General features: G+C 64.7%; 11 protein-coding genes and 1 pseudogene. 9 read left to right on the top strand and 3 right to left on the bottom strand.

Translation table 11 applies throughout. The features are described 5' to 3' along the window. Positions 1 to 91 precede the first annotated feature (91 nt). From ACQ86E_RS09825 to cysD, 3 genes and pseudogenes are all read right to left on the bottom strand, one after another. On the bottom strand, positions 92 to 2,257 hold the full coding sequence (locus ACQ86E_RS09825) for a malate synthase G (RefSeq protein WP_431205216.1): 2,166 nt from the start codon (positions 2,255 to 2,257) through the stop codon (positions 92 to 94). A 373-nt stretch (positions 2,258 to 2,630) separates the two neighbouring features. Continuing rightward, positions 2,631 to 4,569, bottom strand: a pseudogene (cysC, locus tag ACQ86E_RS09820) (adenylyl-sulfate kinase). Between the two features lie 20 nt (positions 4,570 to 4,589). Beyond that, entirely contained in the window at positions 4,590 to 5,384 is a 795-nt protein-coding gene (gene cysD / locus ACQ86E_RS09815) for a sulfate adenylyltransferase subunit CysD (protein WP_431205215.1), read from the bottom strand. A gap of 236 nt (positions 5,385 to 5,620) precedes the next feature. Here cysD and cysG point away from each other — a divergent pair, with 236 nt between their 5' ends. The 9 genes from cysG (at position 5,621) to ACQ86E_RS09770 (ending at position 14,208) form a co-directional block, all read left to right on the top strand. Beyond that, positions 5,621 to 7,039, top strand: coding sequence for a siroheme synthase CysG (gene cysG / locus ACQ86E_RS09810; protein WP_431205214.1), 1,419 nt, complete (start codon positions 5,621 to 5,623; stop codon positions 7,037 to 7,039). After that, entirely contained in the window at positions 7,036 to 7,344 is a 309-nt protein-coding gene (locus tag ACQ86E_RS09805) for a DUF2849 domain-containing protein (protein WP_431205213.1), read from the top strand. The genes cysG and ACQ86E_RS09805 overlap by 4 nt, the downstream gene beginning before the upstream one ends. A 42-nt stretch (positions 7,345 to 7,386) precedes the next feature. Continuing rightward, positions 7,387 to 9,042, top strand: coding sequence for a nitrite/sulfite reductase (locus tag ACQ86E_RS09800; protein ID WP_431205212.1), 1,656 nt, complete (start codon positions 7,387 to 7,389; stop codon positions 9,040 to 9,042). Next, positions 9,029 to 9,544 carry a DUF934 domain-containing protein gene (locus ACQ86E_RS09795; protein ID WP_431205211.1) on the top strand — a complete coding sequence of 172 codons (516 nt, stop codon included), beginning with the start codon at positions 9,029 to 9,031 and terminating at the stop codon, positions 9,542 to 9,544. Before ACQ86E_RS09800 ends, ACQ86E_RS09795 begins: the two co-directional genes overlap by 14 nt. Then, positions 9,541 to 10,272 carry a phosphoadenylyl-sulfate reductase gene (locus tag ACQ86E_RS09790; RefSeq protein ID WP_431205210.1) on the top strand — a complete coding sequence of 244 codons (732 nt, stop codon included), beginning with the start codon at positions 9,541 to 9,543 and terminating at the stop codon, positions 10,270 to 10,272. Before ACQ86E_RS09795 ends, ACQ86E_RS09790 begins: the two co-directional genes overlap by 4 nt. Before the next feature lie 125 nt (positions 10,273 to 10,397). Next, complete coding sequence (locus ACQ86E_RS09785) at positions 10,398 to 11,387, top strand: sulfate ABC transporter substrate-binding protein (RefSeq protein WP_431205209.1); 990 nt, start codon at positions 10,398 to 10,400, stop codon at positions 11,385 to 11,387. A 36-nt stretch (positions 11,388 to 11,423) separates the two neighbouring features. Continuing rightward, positions 11,424 to 12,260 (top strand): sulfate ABC transporter permease subunit CysT, encoded by an 837-nt coding sequence (cysT, locus tag ACQ86E_RS09780; protein ID WP_431205208.1) that lies wholly within the window; start codon positions 11,424 to 11,426, stop codon positions 12,258 to 12,260. Positions 12,261 to 12,269: 9 nt separating this feature from the next. Then, positions 12,270 to 13,181, top strand: coding sequence for a sulfate ABC transporter permease subunit CysW (gene cysW / locus ACQ86E_RS09775; RefSeq protein ID WP_431205207.1), 912 nt, complete (start codon positions 12,270 to 12,272; stop codon positions 13,179 to 13,181). After that, positions 13,171 to 14,208 (top strand): sulfate/molybdate ABC transporter ATP-binding protein, encoded by a 1,038-nt coding sequence (locus ACQ86E_RS09770; RefSeq protein ID WP_431205206.1) that lies wholly within the window; start codon positions 13,171 to 13,173, stop codon positions 14,206 to 14,208. Before cysW ends, ACQ86E_RS09770 begins: the two co-directional genes overlap by 11 nt. The last annotated feature ends 16 nt before the right edge of the window (positions 14,209 to 14,224 follow it).

Genomic DNA, 14,224 nt, shown 5'->3' with positions numbered 1-14,224 from the left:
ACATTCGGGCTACGGCACTCTCCAAACAAAAAGCCCCGGCGAGAGCCCGGGGCTTTTGCTGTCCGAATGACGGGCTGACCCCGCCGCGTTGTTAGCCGGCCGCTTTCGCCTCGCGGCGGCGGGCGGTGAGGATGTATTCGGTGTAGCCGTTCGGCTGCTCACGTCCCTTGAAGATCAGGTCGCAGGCGGCCTTGAAGGCGACGCCGTCGAAGGTGGGCGCCATCGGCTTGTAGATCGCATCGCCGGCGTTCTGCTTGTCGACGACGATGGCCATGCGCTTGAGCGATTCCATCACCTGCGCCTCGGTGATCACGCCCTGGTGCAGCCAGTTGGCGAGATGCTGGCTGGAGATGCGCAGGGTGGCGCGGTCTTCCATCAGGCCGACATCGTGGATATCAGGCACCTTGGAGCAGCCGACGCCCTGGTCGATCCAGCGTACGACATAGCCGAGGATACCCTGGCAATTGTTGTCGATCTCCTGCTTGACGTCGTCGGGCGCCCAGTTCGACTTCGATACCGGAATGGTGAGGATGTCTTCGAGCTTGGCGCGGGGGCCGCCCTTGGTCAGCTCCTGCTGGCGGGCGATGACGTTGATCTGGTGATAGTGCAGGGCGTGCAGTGTCGCCGCGGTTGGCGAGGGTACCCAGGCGGTGGTGGCACCGGCCTGCGGATGGGCCAGCTTCTGTTGCAGCATGTCCGCCATCTTGTCGGGCGCGGCCCACATGCCCTTGCCGATCTGGGCGTGGCCGGGCAGACCGTCGATCAAGCCCATGTCGACGTTCCAGTCCTCATAGGCCTTGATCCAGGCCTGCGCCTTCATCTCGTTCTTGCGGATCATCGGGCCCGCTTCCATCGAGGTGTGAATCTCGTCGCCGGTGCGGTCGAGGAAACCGGTGTTGATGAACATGATGCGCTTGGAGGCGCGCTGGATGCAGGCCTTGAGGTTGACCGTGGTGCGCCGCTCCTCGTCCATGATGCCGATCTTGAGCGTGTTCTCGGGCAGCGAGAGCATCTTCTCGACGCGGTCGAAGACCTCGCAGGCGAGCGAGACTTCGTCCGGTCCGTGCATCTTCGGCTTGACGATATAGGCAGATCCCGTGCGGCTGTTCTTGACCTTCGAGTTGCCCTTCAAATCATGAATGGCAAGAAGGCCGGAGACGGCAGCATCGAGCAGGCCTTCCGGCACCTCTTCGCCCGTCTCGTCCAACACAGCGTCGGTGAACATGTGGTGACCGCAATTGCGCATCAGGAGCAGGCTGCGGCCGTGCAGCTTCACCTCGCCCTTGCCGTCCGGCGTCTTGTAGCTGCGGTCGGCATTCAGCGAACGCGTCAGCGTCTTGCCGCCCTTCTCGAAGTCGGCCGACAGCGTGCCGTTCATCAGGCCGAGCGTGTTGCGATAGACCAGCACCTTGTCTTCGGCGTCGACCGCCGCGACCGAGTCCTCCATGTCGAGGATGGTCGACACGGCGGACTCCATGATCATGTCGGCGACGCCGGCCGGATCGTCCTTGCCGATCGTGCTGCTGCGGTCGATCTTGACCTCGACGTGCAGGCCGTTGTTGGCGAGCAGCACCGCGCTCGGCGCAGCCGCATCGCCCTGGAAGCCGGCGAACTGCGCGGCGTTCTTCAGCGCGGTGGCGTTGCCGCTCTTCAGCTTCACCGCGAGCTGGCCGGCGACGATGCTATAGGCGGTGACGTCGGTATGGCTGCCGGTCGCAAGCGGTACGGCGGCATCGAGGAAGGTCTTGGCCTTGGCGATCACCTTGTCGCCGCGCGCCTTGTTGTAACCCTTGCCGGCTTCGGACGGATCGTGCGGGATCGCGTCGGTGCCGTAGAAGGCGTCGTAGAGCGAGCCCCAGCGCGCGTTCGCCGCGTTCAGCGCATAACGCGCATTGGTGAGCGGAACGACGAGCTGCGGGCCGCAGATCTTGCCGATCTCCTCGTCCACGTTGGCGGTCTCGACCTTCTGCGTCGCAGGCTCGGGGACGAGATAGCCGATCTCCTTGAGGAAGGCGGTATAGGCATCGAGGTCGAACGCCTTGCCCTTGTTGGCGCGGTGCCAGTCGTCGATCTTGGCCTGCAACGTGTCACGCAACGTCAGCAGTGCGCGGTTCTTCGGCCCCAGCTCCTTGATGATGGCGGCAACCCCGGCCCAGAACGCATCCGGCGCGATCCCCGTTTTCGGGGCCGCTTCCTTGGCGATGAAGTCAAACAGGACGGGTGCAATCTTCAATCCGTGGGCGTCGACGCGTTTCATGATGGTCTTTCTTGTTGGAAATGGCTGTTTTTGGCTGCTTTTGACCCGACAGCAGCAAAATGCGCCCACTGGGAGCGGCTTTCGGGGCCTTATTAGCCCCAAAATCGGGGCCGTGAGAAGGCCTCCGAAAGTTGTCAAAATGTCAAGGCGGGTGGGCGGGCGTGCAGCCTTTAGCCCTGCTCAAGCCGCGCGCAAAACTGCGCTCCCTCCCCCTTGCGGGGGAGGGCGGGGGAGAGGGGTGGCCCAGGAAAAGGTGCATCGGTCCGCGAGAAGAATTCTTGCGCGCTTGAGAGAGTCCCCGTGTGGACCCCTCTCCCTAGCCCTCCCCCGCAAGGGGGAGGGAACGCAGCGGTGCGAGCTGAGGAAGCTGACCTCAAATATTCGCAGCTAAATCCACGACCTCGTCGAACAGCACGCCGGTCGTCTTCAGCATCTGCTCGATCTCGTCGGCCGCCTCGGCAACCGTCCGCCTCGACGTGTCGATCACGAGTTCGGCGGCTTGCGGCGCCTCGTAGTCGTTACCGATGCCGGTGAACGACGCCAGCGCACCGGCGCGGGCCTTCTTGTAGTGGCCCTTGGGATCGCGCTCCTCGCAGACTTCCGCGGGCGTCGCGACGTGGATCTCGCGGAACGCGGTATCGGCGATGCGGCGAGCGGTGGCGCGGTCCTCGCGCGCCGGCGAGACGGCCGCGACGATCGCGATATGGCCGTTGCGGGCGAGATGCGTCGCGACCTCGGCGAGGCGGCGGATATTCTCGCTGCGATCGGCGGCGGAGAAGCCGAGATCGCCGTTGAGGCCGGCGCGCAGCGTGTCGCCGTCGAGCAGGATCGGCGAGCCGCCGTTGGTGAACAGCCGCCGCTCCAGCGCCTTTGCCAGCGTCGACTTGCCGGACGCCGGCAGGCCCGTGAGCCAGACCACGGCGCCGTTATGCCGGTAGCGCGCGGAGCGTTCCTCCGGCCGCAGCGCCGATTCCACCGGCACGATGTCGACGGGCACCGCACGCTGACCTGCCCCGACCGACAGCACGAGTCCGCCGCCGGCGATACGCCCGGACACCTCGATCACGAGACGGCCGGTGCGCGGGTTCTCGGTGTAGGGATCGGTCGCGATCGGACTGGACAGCGAGATATCGATCTCGCCGACATGGTTGCGGCCGATCGCCTTGTTCTCGACGGCTCGAGAGCTCGCCGGGATCGACCGCCTTCTCGATCGCGACGACGGTGGCGCGGCTCTCCTTCGGTCCGCAGCGGACCAGCAACTGGTCACCCTTGGCGAGCGGCTTCTCGTGCAGCCAGAAGATGCGCGCGCGCAGCCGCCGCGTCTCCCGCGGGGCGGAGCCGGCGTGCGCGAGGATGTCGCCGCGCTCGATGAACAGCTCGCGGTCGAGCGTGATGCCGACCGAGCGGCCGGCGCCCTGACGGCTGGCGACCGGCGTCACCGGCCAGCTCTCGACCGTCTTGATCCTGGCGATCTTGCCGGCCGGCATGATCACGATCTCGTCGCCGGCAACCAGGCTGCCGGATTCGATCCGGCCGGCGAGGATGCGGCGGTCGTCGAACTTGTAGATGGCCTGCACGGGCAGGCGCAGCGGCAGCGCTTCGAGCGGCCGCGCCGGCTCGAGGGCGTCGAGTGCCTCGACCACGGTCGGTCCCTTGTACCAGCCAATGCGGATGGTGTGCTCGGCGACGCCGTCGCCATCGCGCGCGGAGATCGGGATGATCGCCGTCGGCGTCACGCCGAGGCCGTTGAGATGCGCGGAGATCTCGTTGCTGATCGCCTCGAAGCGATCCGCGGAGAAATCGACGCGGTCCATCTTGTTGACGACGACAGCGACCTGCTTCACGCCGAGCAGATGCAGGAGGTAGCCGTGCCGCCTGGTCTGGTCGCGCACGCCTTCCAGCGCGTCGATGATCAGCACCGCGCCGTCGGCCTGGGAGGCGCCGGTGATCATGTTGCGCAGGAATTCGGCGTGACCGGGTGCGTCGATCAGCACGATGTCGCGCGAATTGGTGCGGAAGCGGATCTGCGTGGTGTCGATGGTGATTCCCTGGTCGCGCTCGGTCTGGAGCGCGTCGAGCAGGAACGACCACTCGAACGGCATGCCGCGCCGCGCGCTGACGGCCTTGAGCATTTCGAGCTTGCCGTCGGGCAGGCTGCCGGTCTCGTGCAGCAGGCGGCCGACCAGCGTCGACTTGCCATGGTCGACATGGCCGACGATGACGATGCGGACTTGCGGTCGCGTCGTGCCGTTTGGCATCGACGTCGTGCCGTTTGGCGTCGCGGGCGAAGCGGGGGTGACGATCATGTTCATGTCGCGCTCGCGTCCTGGGGTCAGAGATAACCGGCGACGCGCAGGCGCTCGAAGGCGTCTTCGGTCTCGTGGTCGAGCGCACGGCCGGCGCGCTCCGGCACCTTGGTCTGCTCGAGCTCGGCCAGGATCTCGTCGATGTTCGATGCGGTCGAATTCACGGGATTGGTGATGTCCTGATCACCCAGCGAGCGGTAGCGCTTGCCGTTCTGGGAGAGATAGAGCGGGATGATTGGAATGTTCTCTCGCTTGGTGTAGGCCCAGATGTCGGCCTCGGTCCAATGCAGGATCGGATGGATGCGCAGATGCGCGCCCTGCGGCGGCGAGGCGTTGAAATGGTCCCAGAACTCCGGCGGCTGGTCGCGTACGTCCCAATTGCCTTCGAGCCCGCGCGGCGAGAACACGCGTTCCTTGGCCCGGGTTGCTTCCTCGTCGCGGCGAATGCCGGCGATCAATCCGTCAAAGCCGTATTTGGCGAGAGCCGTCTTGAGACCCTCGGTCTTGCGCGCGGCGGAACGTGCAGCCGGCGGCAGCGTTGGGTCGACGGCATCGATCGGCGGGCAGGGCTCGACGCGCAGGTCGAGCTCCCACTCCTTTCCGTAATGATCGCGGAAGCGATACATCTCCGGAAACTTCTTGCCGGTGTCGACATGGAGGGCTGGGAACGGCAGGCGGCCGAAGAAGGCCTTGCGCGCCAGCCAGATCATGACGTTGGAGTCCTTGCCGAGCGACCACAACAGGGCAATCTTCTTCAGGCGGGCAAATGCCTCGCGGAGAATGTAGATGCTCTGGGCCTCGAGCTGGTCGAGATGGTCCATGCCGGGGGCGTTTAGCGCGACAGGAATTGGCTGGGTCACAACGGGCCGGAAGCTCCGTCCATCTACACCTGAATCGGTCCTGAGAAGATGCATCTCTGCCACTTTGCGTCTGGAGGAGAAAATTCTATAGTTGCGACATGAAAGAGAAAGAAAAAATTTCTCTTTGATCGGTGTAAAAGACACATATATAGAAAATAATTCCAGTCAACCCCGAGTGTAGGGGAAGCGAGTAGCGGATGCGGTTCTTGCCGGTGTTCCTCGATCTCAAGGCCGGTCCGGTGGTCATCATCGGCGCGGGAGAACTTTTGCGCGCGAAGTTGCGCGTGCTGAATGCGGCCGGCGCGTCCCTCCGCGTGCATGCCATCGACGGCAATCACGACCTGGGCCTCGGCGCCGAGGCGCGCGTCGAAATCTCGACGAGCGACCCGCTCACGGCCGATCTCGCAGGGGTCATCGCTGTCGTCTGCGCTGGCGCGGGCGATGTCGGCGTTGCGATGTCGGCGCGGGCGAAGGGGCTCGGCCTGCCCGTCAACGTGATGGACAACCTCGAACACTCCAGCTTCATCTTCCCGGCGATCGTCGATCGCGGCGATGTCGTGGTCGCGATCGGCACCGGTGGGACCTCGCCGGTGGTCGCACGGCGCGTGCGCGAGAGGATCGAGGCGCTGCTGCCGGCGCGCATCGGCGAACTCGCCGAGTTCATCGGCAGCTTCCGCAAAACCATCAACGGACGTATCGCCGAGTTTCCGCTGCGCCGCCGCTTCTGGGAGCGCGTCATCGACGGCCCGATCGGCGCCGCCGTGCTCGCCGGCCGCAAGGGCGAAGCGGATGCAGCGCTCAAGGCAATTTCCGATCCGTCCGCATTCGCGCGCGCCAGCAGGCCGGAAGGCTCGGTCGCGCTGGTCGGAGCAGGTCCCGGCGACCCCGATCTTCTCACCATCAAGGCGCTGCGCGCGTTGCAGGATGCCGACATCGTCTTTCATGACGAGCTGGTCTCGCCTGAAATCCTCGACCGTATCCGCCGCGATACCACGCGCGTTCCGGTCGGCCGCCGCATCGGCAAGCCCGGTATCGGCCAGGACGCCATCAACCAGCGCATGATCGAGGCCGCACGATCCGGTCAGCGCGTGGTGCGGCTGAAGGGCGGCGATCCGTTCGTGTTCGGCCGCGGCGGCGAAGAGGTGGAAGCGCTGCGCGCCGCCGGTATCGCCTATTCGATCATTCCCGGCATCACCGCGGGACTTGGCGGCGCCGCCGATTTCGAGGTGCCGCTCACCTATCGTCATGAAGCGACCCGCATCACCTTCCTCACCGCGCACAAGGCGCGCGATGCCGAGGCGGTGGACTGGTCGACGCTGACCGACACCAGGATGACCGTCGTGGTCTACATGGGCCTGACCGCCGCGCCCGCGATACGCGCCGGCCTCCTCGCCGCCGGCCGTTCGCCGGAGACGCCGGTCGGCGTGTTCGCCCGCGTCACGCGGCCGGACGCGGAAGGCGCGATCGGCAAGCTGCGTGACCTGCCCGAGCTGGTGCAGCGGACCCAGGGCGGTCCCGCCATACTCATCATTGGCGAAGTGGTCCGGCATGCCGGTTCGCTTCGCCGCCAGACCCCCAAACAAATCATCTCTGACCTCTTGGATGCTGCCGAATGACCTCCCCTCTGCAACAGAAACTGAAAATCGCGGGCCCCTCCATCGTGACCGCCAACCGCACCTGGGACGGCGTCGTCGTCTATCGCACCGCCGCCAAGGGCTGGTCTGTGGAGCTGACGGATGCCGCGATCGTGCGAAACTCCGATGAGGCGAAAGCGTTGCTCGCCGAGGCCGTGGCCGATGACGTCGGCGCGATCGGTCCCTATATCGCACCGGTGCAAGTCGACGAAGCCGGCAAGATCCTGCCGGGCAATCTGCGCGAGCAGATCCGCCGCGACGGCGTGACAATCGGCTTGCCGGTCTGATCGCAGGTCGAGCTGCAAGTCGAGCTTTAAGGCACTTCAATCATGTATGCTTACGACGAAATCGACCGCACGCTTGTCAACGAGCGCGTCTTGGAATTCCGCGACCAGGTGCAGCGCCGTCTCTCGGGCGAGCTCACCGAGGACGAATTCAAGATGCTGCGCCTGCAGAACGGCGTCTATCTGCAACTACACGCCTACATGTTTCGTGTCGCGATTCCCTACGGAACGCTGGCGTCGAACCAGTTGCGGCAGCTCGCCCATGTCGCGCGCAAATACGACCGCGGCTACGGCCATTTCACCACGCGCCAGAACATCCAGTTCAACTGGATCAAGCTGTCGGACCTGCCGGATGCGCTTGCCGACCTCGCCGAGGTCGGCATCCACGCGATGCAGACCTCGGGCAACAACATGCGCAACGTCACGTCGGACCAGTGGGCCGGCGTCGCGCCCGGCGAGATCGAGGATCCGCGCATCTGGTCGGAGCTGATCCGCCAGCACACCACGCTGCATCCGGAATTCTCGTTCCTGCCGCGCAAGTTCAAGATCGCGATCACCGCGTCGGATCACGACCGCGCCGCGATCAAGGTCCACGACATCGGCCTGCGCCTGATCAAGAACGAGAAGGGCGAAACCGGCTTCGAAGTCCTGGTCGGCGGCGGTCTCGGCCGCACGCCGTTCATTGGCAAGACCATCAAGCACTTCGTCCACGGCCGCGACCTGCTGAGCTATATCGAGGCCATCCTGCGCGTCTACAACCAGTACGGCCGCCGCGACAACATCTACAAGGCACGCATCAAGATCCTGGTGCACGAGCTCGGCATCGAGAAATTCTCGCGCGAGGTCGAGGAGGAGTGGCAGCATATCCGCTATTCCTCGCTCCAGATCGACGACGAGGTGATCGAGGACATCCGCTCGCGCTTCATCTATCCTGCTTACGAAAAGCTGCCGCACATGCCGGACGAGCTGCGGCAGGCCGCTGCCGATCCCGGCTTCGAGGCGTGGCGCAAGAACTCGGTGGCCGCACACAAAAACCCTGGCTACTCCATCGTCACGATTTCGCTGAAGCCGATCGGTGCGCCTCCGGGCGATGCCACGGCCGAGCAGATGGACGCGCTGGCCGATCTCGCCGACAAATATTCCTTCGGCGAGATCCGCGTCGGGCACGAGCAGAATCTCGCGCTGCCGCATGTTGCCAGGCGCGACCTGCCGGCATTGTGGAAGGCGCTCGACAAGCTCGGTCTCGCGACGCCGAACGTCAATCTGATCACCGACATCATCGCCTGCCCGGGGCTCGACTACTGCTCGCTGGCGAATGCACGCTCGATCCCGATTGCGCAGGAGTTGACCCGGCGTTTCGCCAACCACGAGCTCGCCAACCTGATTGGCCGGCTGCACATCAACATTTCCGGCTGCATCAATGCCTGCGGCCATCACCATGTCGGCCATATCGGTATTCTCGGTGTCGAGAAGAACGGCGAGGAGGTCTATCAGATCACCATCGGCGGTCGTGCCGACGAGAATGCCGCGCTCGGCAATCTGATCGGGCCCGGCGTCAAGTTCGACGAGGTCGCCGACGTGATCGAGGACATCGTGGAAGCCTATCTGGCGCTGCGCGAACAGCCGGAGGAGCTGTTCGTCGATACGGTAAAGCGCCTTGGCGTCGAACCCTTCAAGGAGCGCGTCTATGCCACTCGTTAACGGCGGAAAGATCGCCGCGGACGGCTTCGTCAAGCTAGCCGTCGACACGCCGCTGCCCGAGGGCGGCGACATCCTGGTGCCAGCCGAGCGCTTCCTGAGCGAAGCCGATGCGCTGCTCAAGCGCTCCGGCAAGGTCGGTGTGATTTGGCCGAACAATCGCGATATCGGCGAGCTCGTCCCGTATCTCGGCAGGATCGCCGTGGTTGCGCTGGTGTTCCCGAGCTTCCGCGATGGGCGCGCCTACAGCCAGGCGCGGCTGCTGCGCGAGCGCTACAATTATCGCGGCGAGCTGCGGGCCACCGGCCAGGTGCTGCGCGACCAGTTCGTGTTCATGCTGCGCGCGGGCTTCGACTCCTTCGAGGTCAAGAAGCACGCCGACGCCGAAGCCTTCATGCAGACCGCCAAGCGCTATTCGGTATTCTACCAGCCGACCGGCGACGGCCGCATCACGGCGCTGCACCGGCGCATGCAGCTCCGTCACTCCGAGGGTGTCGGCACGTGAACGCCATCGCGTCACAGCCCTCGTCTATGCCGGTATCTGCGCTGCCTTCGGCGGCGGAGCTCGATCGCGCATTGCGCGAAGCTTCGCCCGCGGAAGTCATCGAGGCGGCGTTGAAGACGGTGCGGCGCGACAAGCTTGCACTGGTGTCGTCTTTCGGCACGGAATCGGCGACGCTGCTGAAGGTCATGGCGGACGTCGATCCGGCGATTCCTGTGATATTCCTCGACACAGGCTGGCTGTTCGAGGAGACGCTCGCCTATCGCGACACGCTGGTTGCCGCGTTGGGCCTCAAGGACGTCCGCTCGGTCAAGCCCGCCGAGGAGACGCTGTCGCGCGCTGATCCCGAGCGCGATCTCTGGTTCTCCGATCCCGACGCCTGCTGCCGAATCCGCAAGGTCGAGCCGCTCGCGCGCGCGCTGACGCCGTTCGACGCCTGGATCAACGGTCGCAAGCGCTTTCAAGGCAGTGCGCGCGCCGACATTCCGGTTGTCGAGGACGATGCTGCGCGCTTGAAGTTCAACCCCTTCGCCAATGTCTCGCGCGAGGAACTCGAGGCGATTTTCGTCCGCGCTAAATTGCCGCGTCATCCACTGGTGGAGTCCGGTTTCCTGTCGGTTGGGTGTATGCCTTGCACGAGCAGAACGGCCGAAGGCGAGGATGCGCGCGCGGGTCGCTGGCGCGGCCGGGCGAAGACGGAATGCGGCATCCACACGATGAAGACTTCGTAGCACAGTCAGGCTGTCCGGCTGCGAACAAGAAAATCCGGTTCCGTTGACTCAAGCGCGTTTCGCCCCGAGTTATGCCTGCATGCCATCGACGGCGTGATGCCGCCGAGGTGAATGGGGAGATGGACATGATGCGCCGTATCGTTCCGCTCGCGGCAGGATTGCTTTGGGCAGGCGCGGCCCTGGCCGCTGACATCAATCTTTTGAACGTCTCTTACGATCCGACGCGCGAACTCTATGCCGAGTTCAACAAGGCGTTCGCGAGCGCCTATCAGAAGGAAACCGGCAAGAGCGTCGAGATCAAGCAATCGCATGGCGGCAGCGGTTCGCAGGCGCGCGCCGTGATCGACGGGTTGCAGGCCGACGTCGTCACGCTCGCGCTCGCTTACGACATCGACGCGATCGCGAACAAGGGCTTCACCGCGACCGACTGGCAGAAGCGTCTGCCGCAGAACGCGTCGCCCTATACCTCGACCATCGTGTTCCTGGTGCGCAAGGGCAATCCGAAGGGCATCAAGGACTGGGACGATCTGCTCAAGCCGGGCGTGGCCGTGATCACGCCGAACCCGAAGACCTCAGGCGGCGCGCGCTGGAATTATCTGGCGGCCTGGGGCTTTGCTCAGAAGAAGTACGGTTCGGCGGACAAGGCCAAGGATTTCATCGGCAAGCTGTTCCAGCAGGTGCCGGTGCTGGATACCGGCGCGCGCGGCGCCACCGTGACCTTTGTCGAGCGCGGCGTCGGCGACGTGCTGCTCGCTTGGGAGAACGAGGCGTATCTCGCGCTGAAGGAGTTCGGTCCCGAGAAGTTCGAGATCGTGGCGCCGTCACTCTCGATCCTTGCCGAGCCGCCGGTCGCGATCGTCGACAAGGTTGCCGACAAGAAGGGCACCCGCAACGCCGCCGACGCCTACCTCCAGTATTGGTATACCAAGGAAGGCCAAGAAATTGCCGCGCGCAATTTCTATCGTCCGCGCAATGCGGAGATCGCCAAGAAGTATGAAAACTCCTTCGCAAAGGTCGAACTGTTCACGATCGACGATGTGTTCGGCGGTTGGACCAAGGCGCAGAAGGAACATTTTGCCGACGGTGGCGTCTTCGATCAGATCTACAAGAACTGATCGGGCGCTGTCTCAAAGGCTTTAGCAGGGGCCCTGGTGAGCGCAGTTGCAGCACGACGCCGGACATTGCCGGGCTTCGGTCTTACGATGGGACTGACGCTTTCCTGGCTGTCCGTGATCATCCTGATTCCGCTCGCCGGATTGTTCCTGAAGTCGCTCGAACTAAGCCCCGAACAGTTCTGGAATATCCTTTCCAGTCGGCGAACCCTGAATGCACTCAGGGTTTCGTTCGGCCTCGCCTTCGCGGCGGCTTGCGTCAATCTGGTGATGGGCAGCATCATCGTCTGGGCGCTGGTGCGCTACCGCTTCCCCGGAAGGCGGCTGTTCGATGCGATTGTGGATGTCCCCTTCGCATTGCCGACGGCGGTCGCCGGGGTCGCGCTGACCGCGCTGTTCGCCGAAAAGGGCTGGCTGGGCGCGCCGCTAGCCGCGCTCGGCGTCAAGGTGGCGTTCACGCCGCTCGGCATCTTCGTCGCCATGATCTTCATCGGCATTCCCTTCGTGGTGCGCACGGTGCAGCCGGTGTTGCAGGATCTCGATGTCGAGATCGAGGAAGCTGCGGGCAGCCTGGGGGCGAGCCGCTGGCAGACCATCATTCGCGTGATCCTGCCATCGCTCGCGCCGGCGCTGCTCACGGGCCTCGCGCTCGCCTTCGCGCGAGCGGTCGGTGAATACGGCTCGGTGATCTTCATCGCCGGCAATCTGCCGAATATCTCAGAGATCGCGCCGCTGCTGATCGTGATCCGTCTGTCCGAGTTCCGCTATGCCGATGCGACCGCCATCGCGGTCGTCATGCTGGTTGTGTCCTTCGTTATCATCTTCGCCGTCAACCGACTCCAGCGCTGGGCGCAGAGTCGGATTCCGGTGCGTTGAGGGCGGGGCATGACGATGCAGATCGCAGATTCAGTTTCGCTCTCGCCATCGGAGGCGAGGGCGCGCGCGCATGCCGCGGCCGCGCGGGACAACCTTCGCACGGAGCCGAGGGCGGTGCGCATCGTCATCATCGCGCTGGCGATGATCTTCCTCTCCGTCTTCGTCGTGCTGCCGCTCGTCGTGGTGTTCGCGCAGGCGTTCTCGAAGGGGATCCTCGCTTATCTCTCCGCGCTGGCCGATCCGGAGGCATTGTCCGCGATCAGGCTGACGCTGCTGGTGGCGGCGATCTCGGTCGGCCTCAATCTGGTGTTCGGCCTGGTCGCTGCATGGGCGATTGCAAAATTCGATTTCCCGGGCAAGACCTTCCTGATCACACTGATCGACCTGCCGTTCTCGGTGAGCCCGGTGATCTCGGGTCTCGTCTTCGTGCTGCTGTTCGGCGCCCAGGGCTATTTCGGCGGCTGGCTTCGGGATCACGACATCCAGATCCTGTTTGCGGTGCCCGGCATCGCGCTCGCGACCACCTTCGTGACCTTCCCCTTCGTGGCCCGCGCGCTGATTCCCTTGATGCAGGAGCAGGGCACGCAGGAGGAGGAAGCGGCGATCTCGCTCGGCGCCTCCGGCCTGCAAACCTTCTTCCGCATCACGCTGCCCAACATCAAATGGGGCGTGCTCTACGGCGTCCTGCTCTGCAATGCGCGTGCGATGGGCGAGTTCGGTGCCGTGTCGGTCGTCTCGGGTCATATCCGCGGCGAGACCAACACCATGCCGCTGCTGGTCGAGATTCTCTACAACGAGTACCAGTTCGTCGCCGCCTTCGCGATCGCCTCCCTGCTGGCGATGCTGGCGCTGATCACGCTGATCGCCAAAACCGTTCTCGAACGTCACCTCGACGAAGGGCAAGACGGCAATGACCATTGAAGTCAGGAATCTCGTCAAGAAGTTCGGCAGTTTTGCCGCTCTGGACGGCGTCGACCTCAAGGTCGAGAGCGGCGAGCTCGTGGCGCTGCTCGGCCCGTCAGGCTCCGGCAAGACCACACTTTTGCGGATCATCGCCGGGCTCGACTGGCCCGATTCCGGCGAGGTGCTCATCAATGGCGAGGATGCGCTGGCGCAGGGCGCGCGCGAACGCCATGTCGGCTTCGTGTTCCAGCACTACGCGCTGTTCCGCCACATGACGGTGTTCGAGAACGTCGCCTTCGGCCTGCGCGTGCAGCCGCGCGCAATTCGCAAGGACGAGGCTGCCATCCGCGCGCGCGTCAAGGAGTTGCTCGATCTCGTGCAGCTCGACTGGCTGGCCGACCGCTATCCGAGCCAGCTCTCCGGCGGCCAGCGCCAGCGCATCGCGCTTGCGCGCGCGCTCGCGATCGAACCGCGCATCCTGTTGCTCGACGAGCCGTTCGGTGCGCTCGACGCCAAGGTGCGCAAGGAACTGCGCCGATGGCTGCGCTCGCTGCACCACGAGATCAACGTCACCTCGATCTTCGTCACCCACGACCAGGAGGAGGCGCTCGAAGTCGCCAACCGCGTCGTCGTGATGGACAAGGGCAAGATCGAGCAGATCGGCTCGCCCGACGACGTCTACGAGACTCCGGCGTCCGCCTTCGTGCATGGCTTCATAGGTGAATCCATCGAGCTGCCGGTCCAGATTGCCGACGGCGTCGTGCGGCTCGGTGACCGGCCGCTTCGACTCGCGGCGGAGGGTGTTGCGCCTGGCGCGTCAAGGCTGTTCGTGCGGCGACATGACATGCTGATCGGCCCGCCGGGCAGCGGCGCCTTCGAGGGCGCCGTGCGGCATGTCCGGAACTTTGGCCCGGTGCAGCGGGCCGAGGTGGCACTCTCGGGCGGCGAGACCATCGAGATCGACGCCCCGCGCGACAGGGAATTGCGTGCCGGCGACACGATTGGTCTCGAGCCCCGCCGCTACCGGATATTTGCGGACGTGTAACGCCCCGCGGAAGGTC

The organism is Bradyrhizobium betae (genome assembly GCF_050632175.1).
Taxonomy (GTDB): Bacteria; Pseudomonadota; Alphaproteobacteria; order Rhizobiales; family Xanthobacteraceae; genus Bradyrhizobium; species Bradyrhizobium betae_B.
Note: the sequence above shows the minus strand (reverse complement) of the source record. Positions and strands in the feature narration are given on the sequence as shown.

Excerpts from the sequence above, each read along its gene's own strand:
- cysG (WP_431205214.1), top strand. The coding sequence starts at position 5,621 with ATGCGGTTCTTGCCGGTGTTCCTCGATCTCAAGGCCGGTCCGGTGGTC.
- ACQ86E_RS09805 (WP_431205213.1), top strand. The coding sequence starts at position 7,036 with ATGACCTCCCCTCTGCAACAGAAACTGAAAATCGCGGGCCCCTCCATC.
- ACQ86E_RS09785 (WP_431205209.1), top strand. The coding sequence starts at position 10,398 with ATGATGCGCCGTATCGTTCCGCTCGCGGCAGGATTGCTTTGGGCAGGC.
- ACQ86E_RS09795 (WP_431205211.1), top strand. The coding sequence starts at position 9,029 with ATGCCACTCGTTAACGGCGGAAAGATCGCCGCGGACGGCTTCGTCAAG.
- cysW (WP_431205207.1), top strand. The coding sequence starts at position 12,270 with ATGACGATGCAGATCGCAGATTCAGTTTCGCTCTCGCCATCGGAGGCG.
- ACQ86E_RS09825 (WP_431205216.1), bottom strand. The coding sequence starts at position 2,257 with ATGAAACGCGTCGACGCCCACGGATTGAAGATTGCACCCGTCCTGTTT.
- ACQ86E_RS09800 (WP_431205212.1), top strand. The coding sequence starts at position 7,387 with ATGTATGCTTACGACGAAATCGACCGCACGCTTGTCAACGAGCGCGTC.
- cysD (WP_431205215.1), bottom strand. The coding sequence starts at position 5,384 with ATGGACCATCTCGACCAGCTCGAGGCCCAGAGCATCTACATTCTCCGC.
- ACQ86E_RS09770 (WP_431205206.1), top strand. The coding sequence starts at position 13,171 with ATGACCATTGAAGTCAGGAATCTCGTCAAGAAGTTCGGCAGTTTTGCC.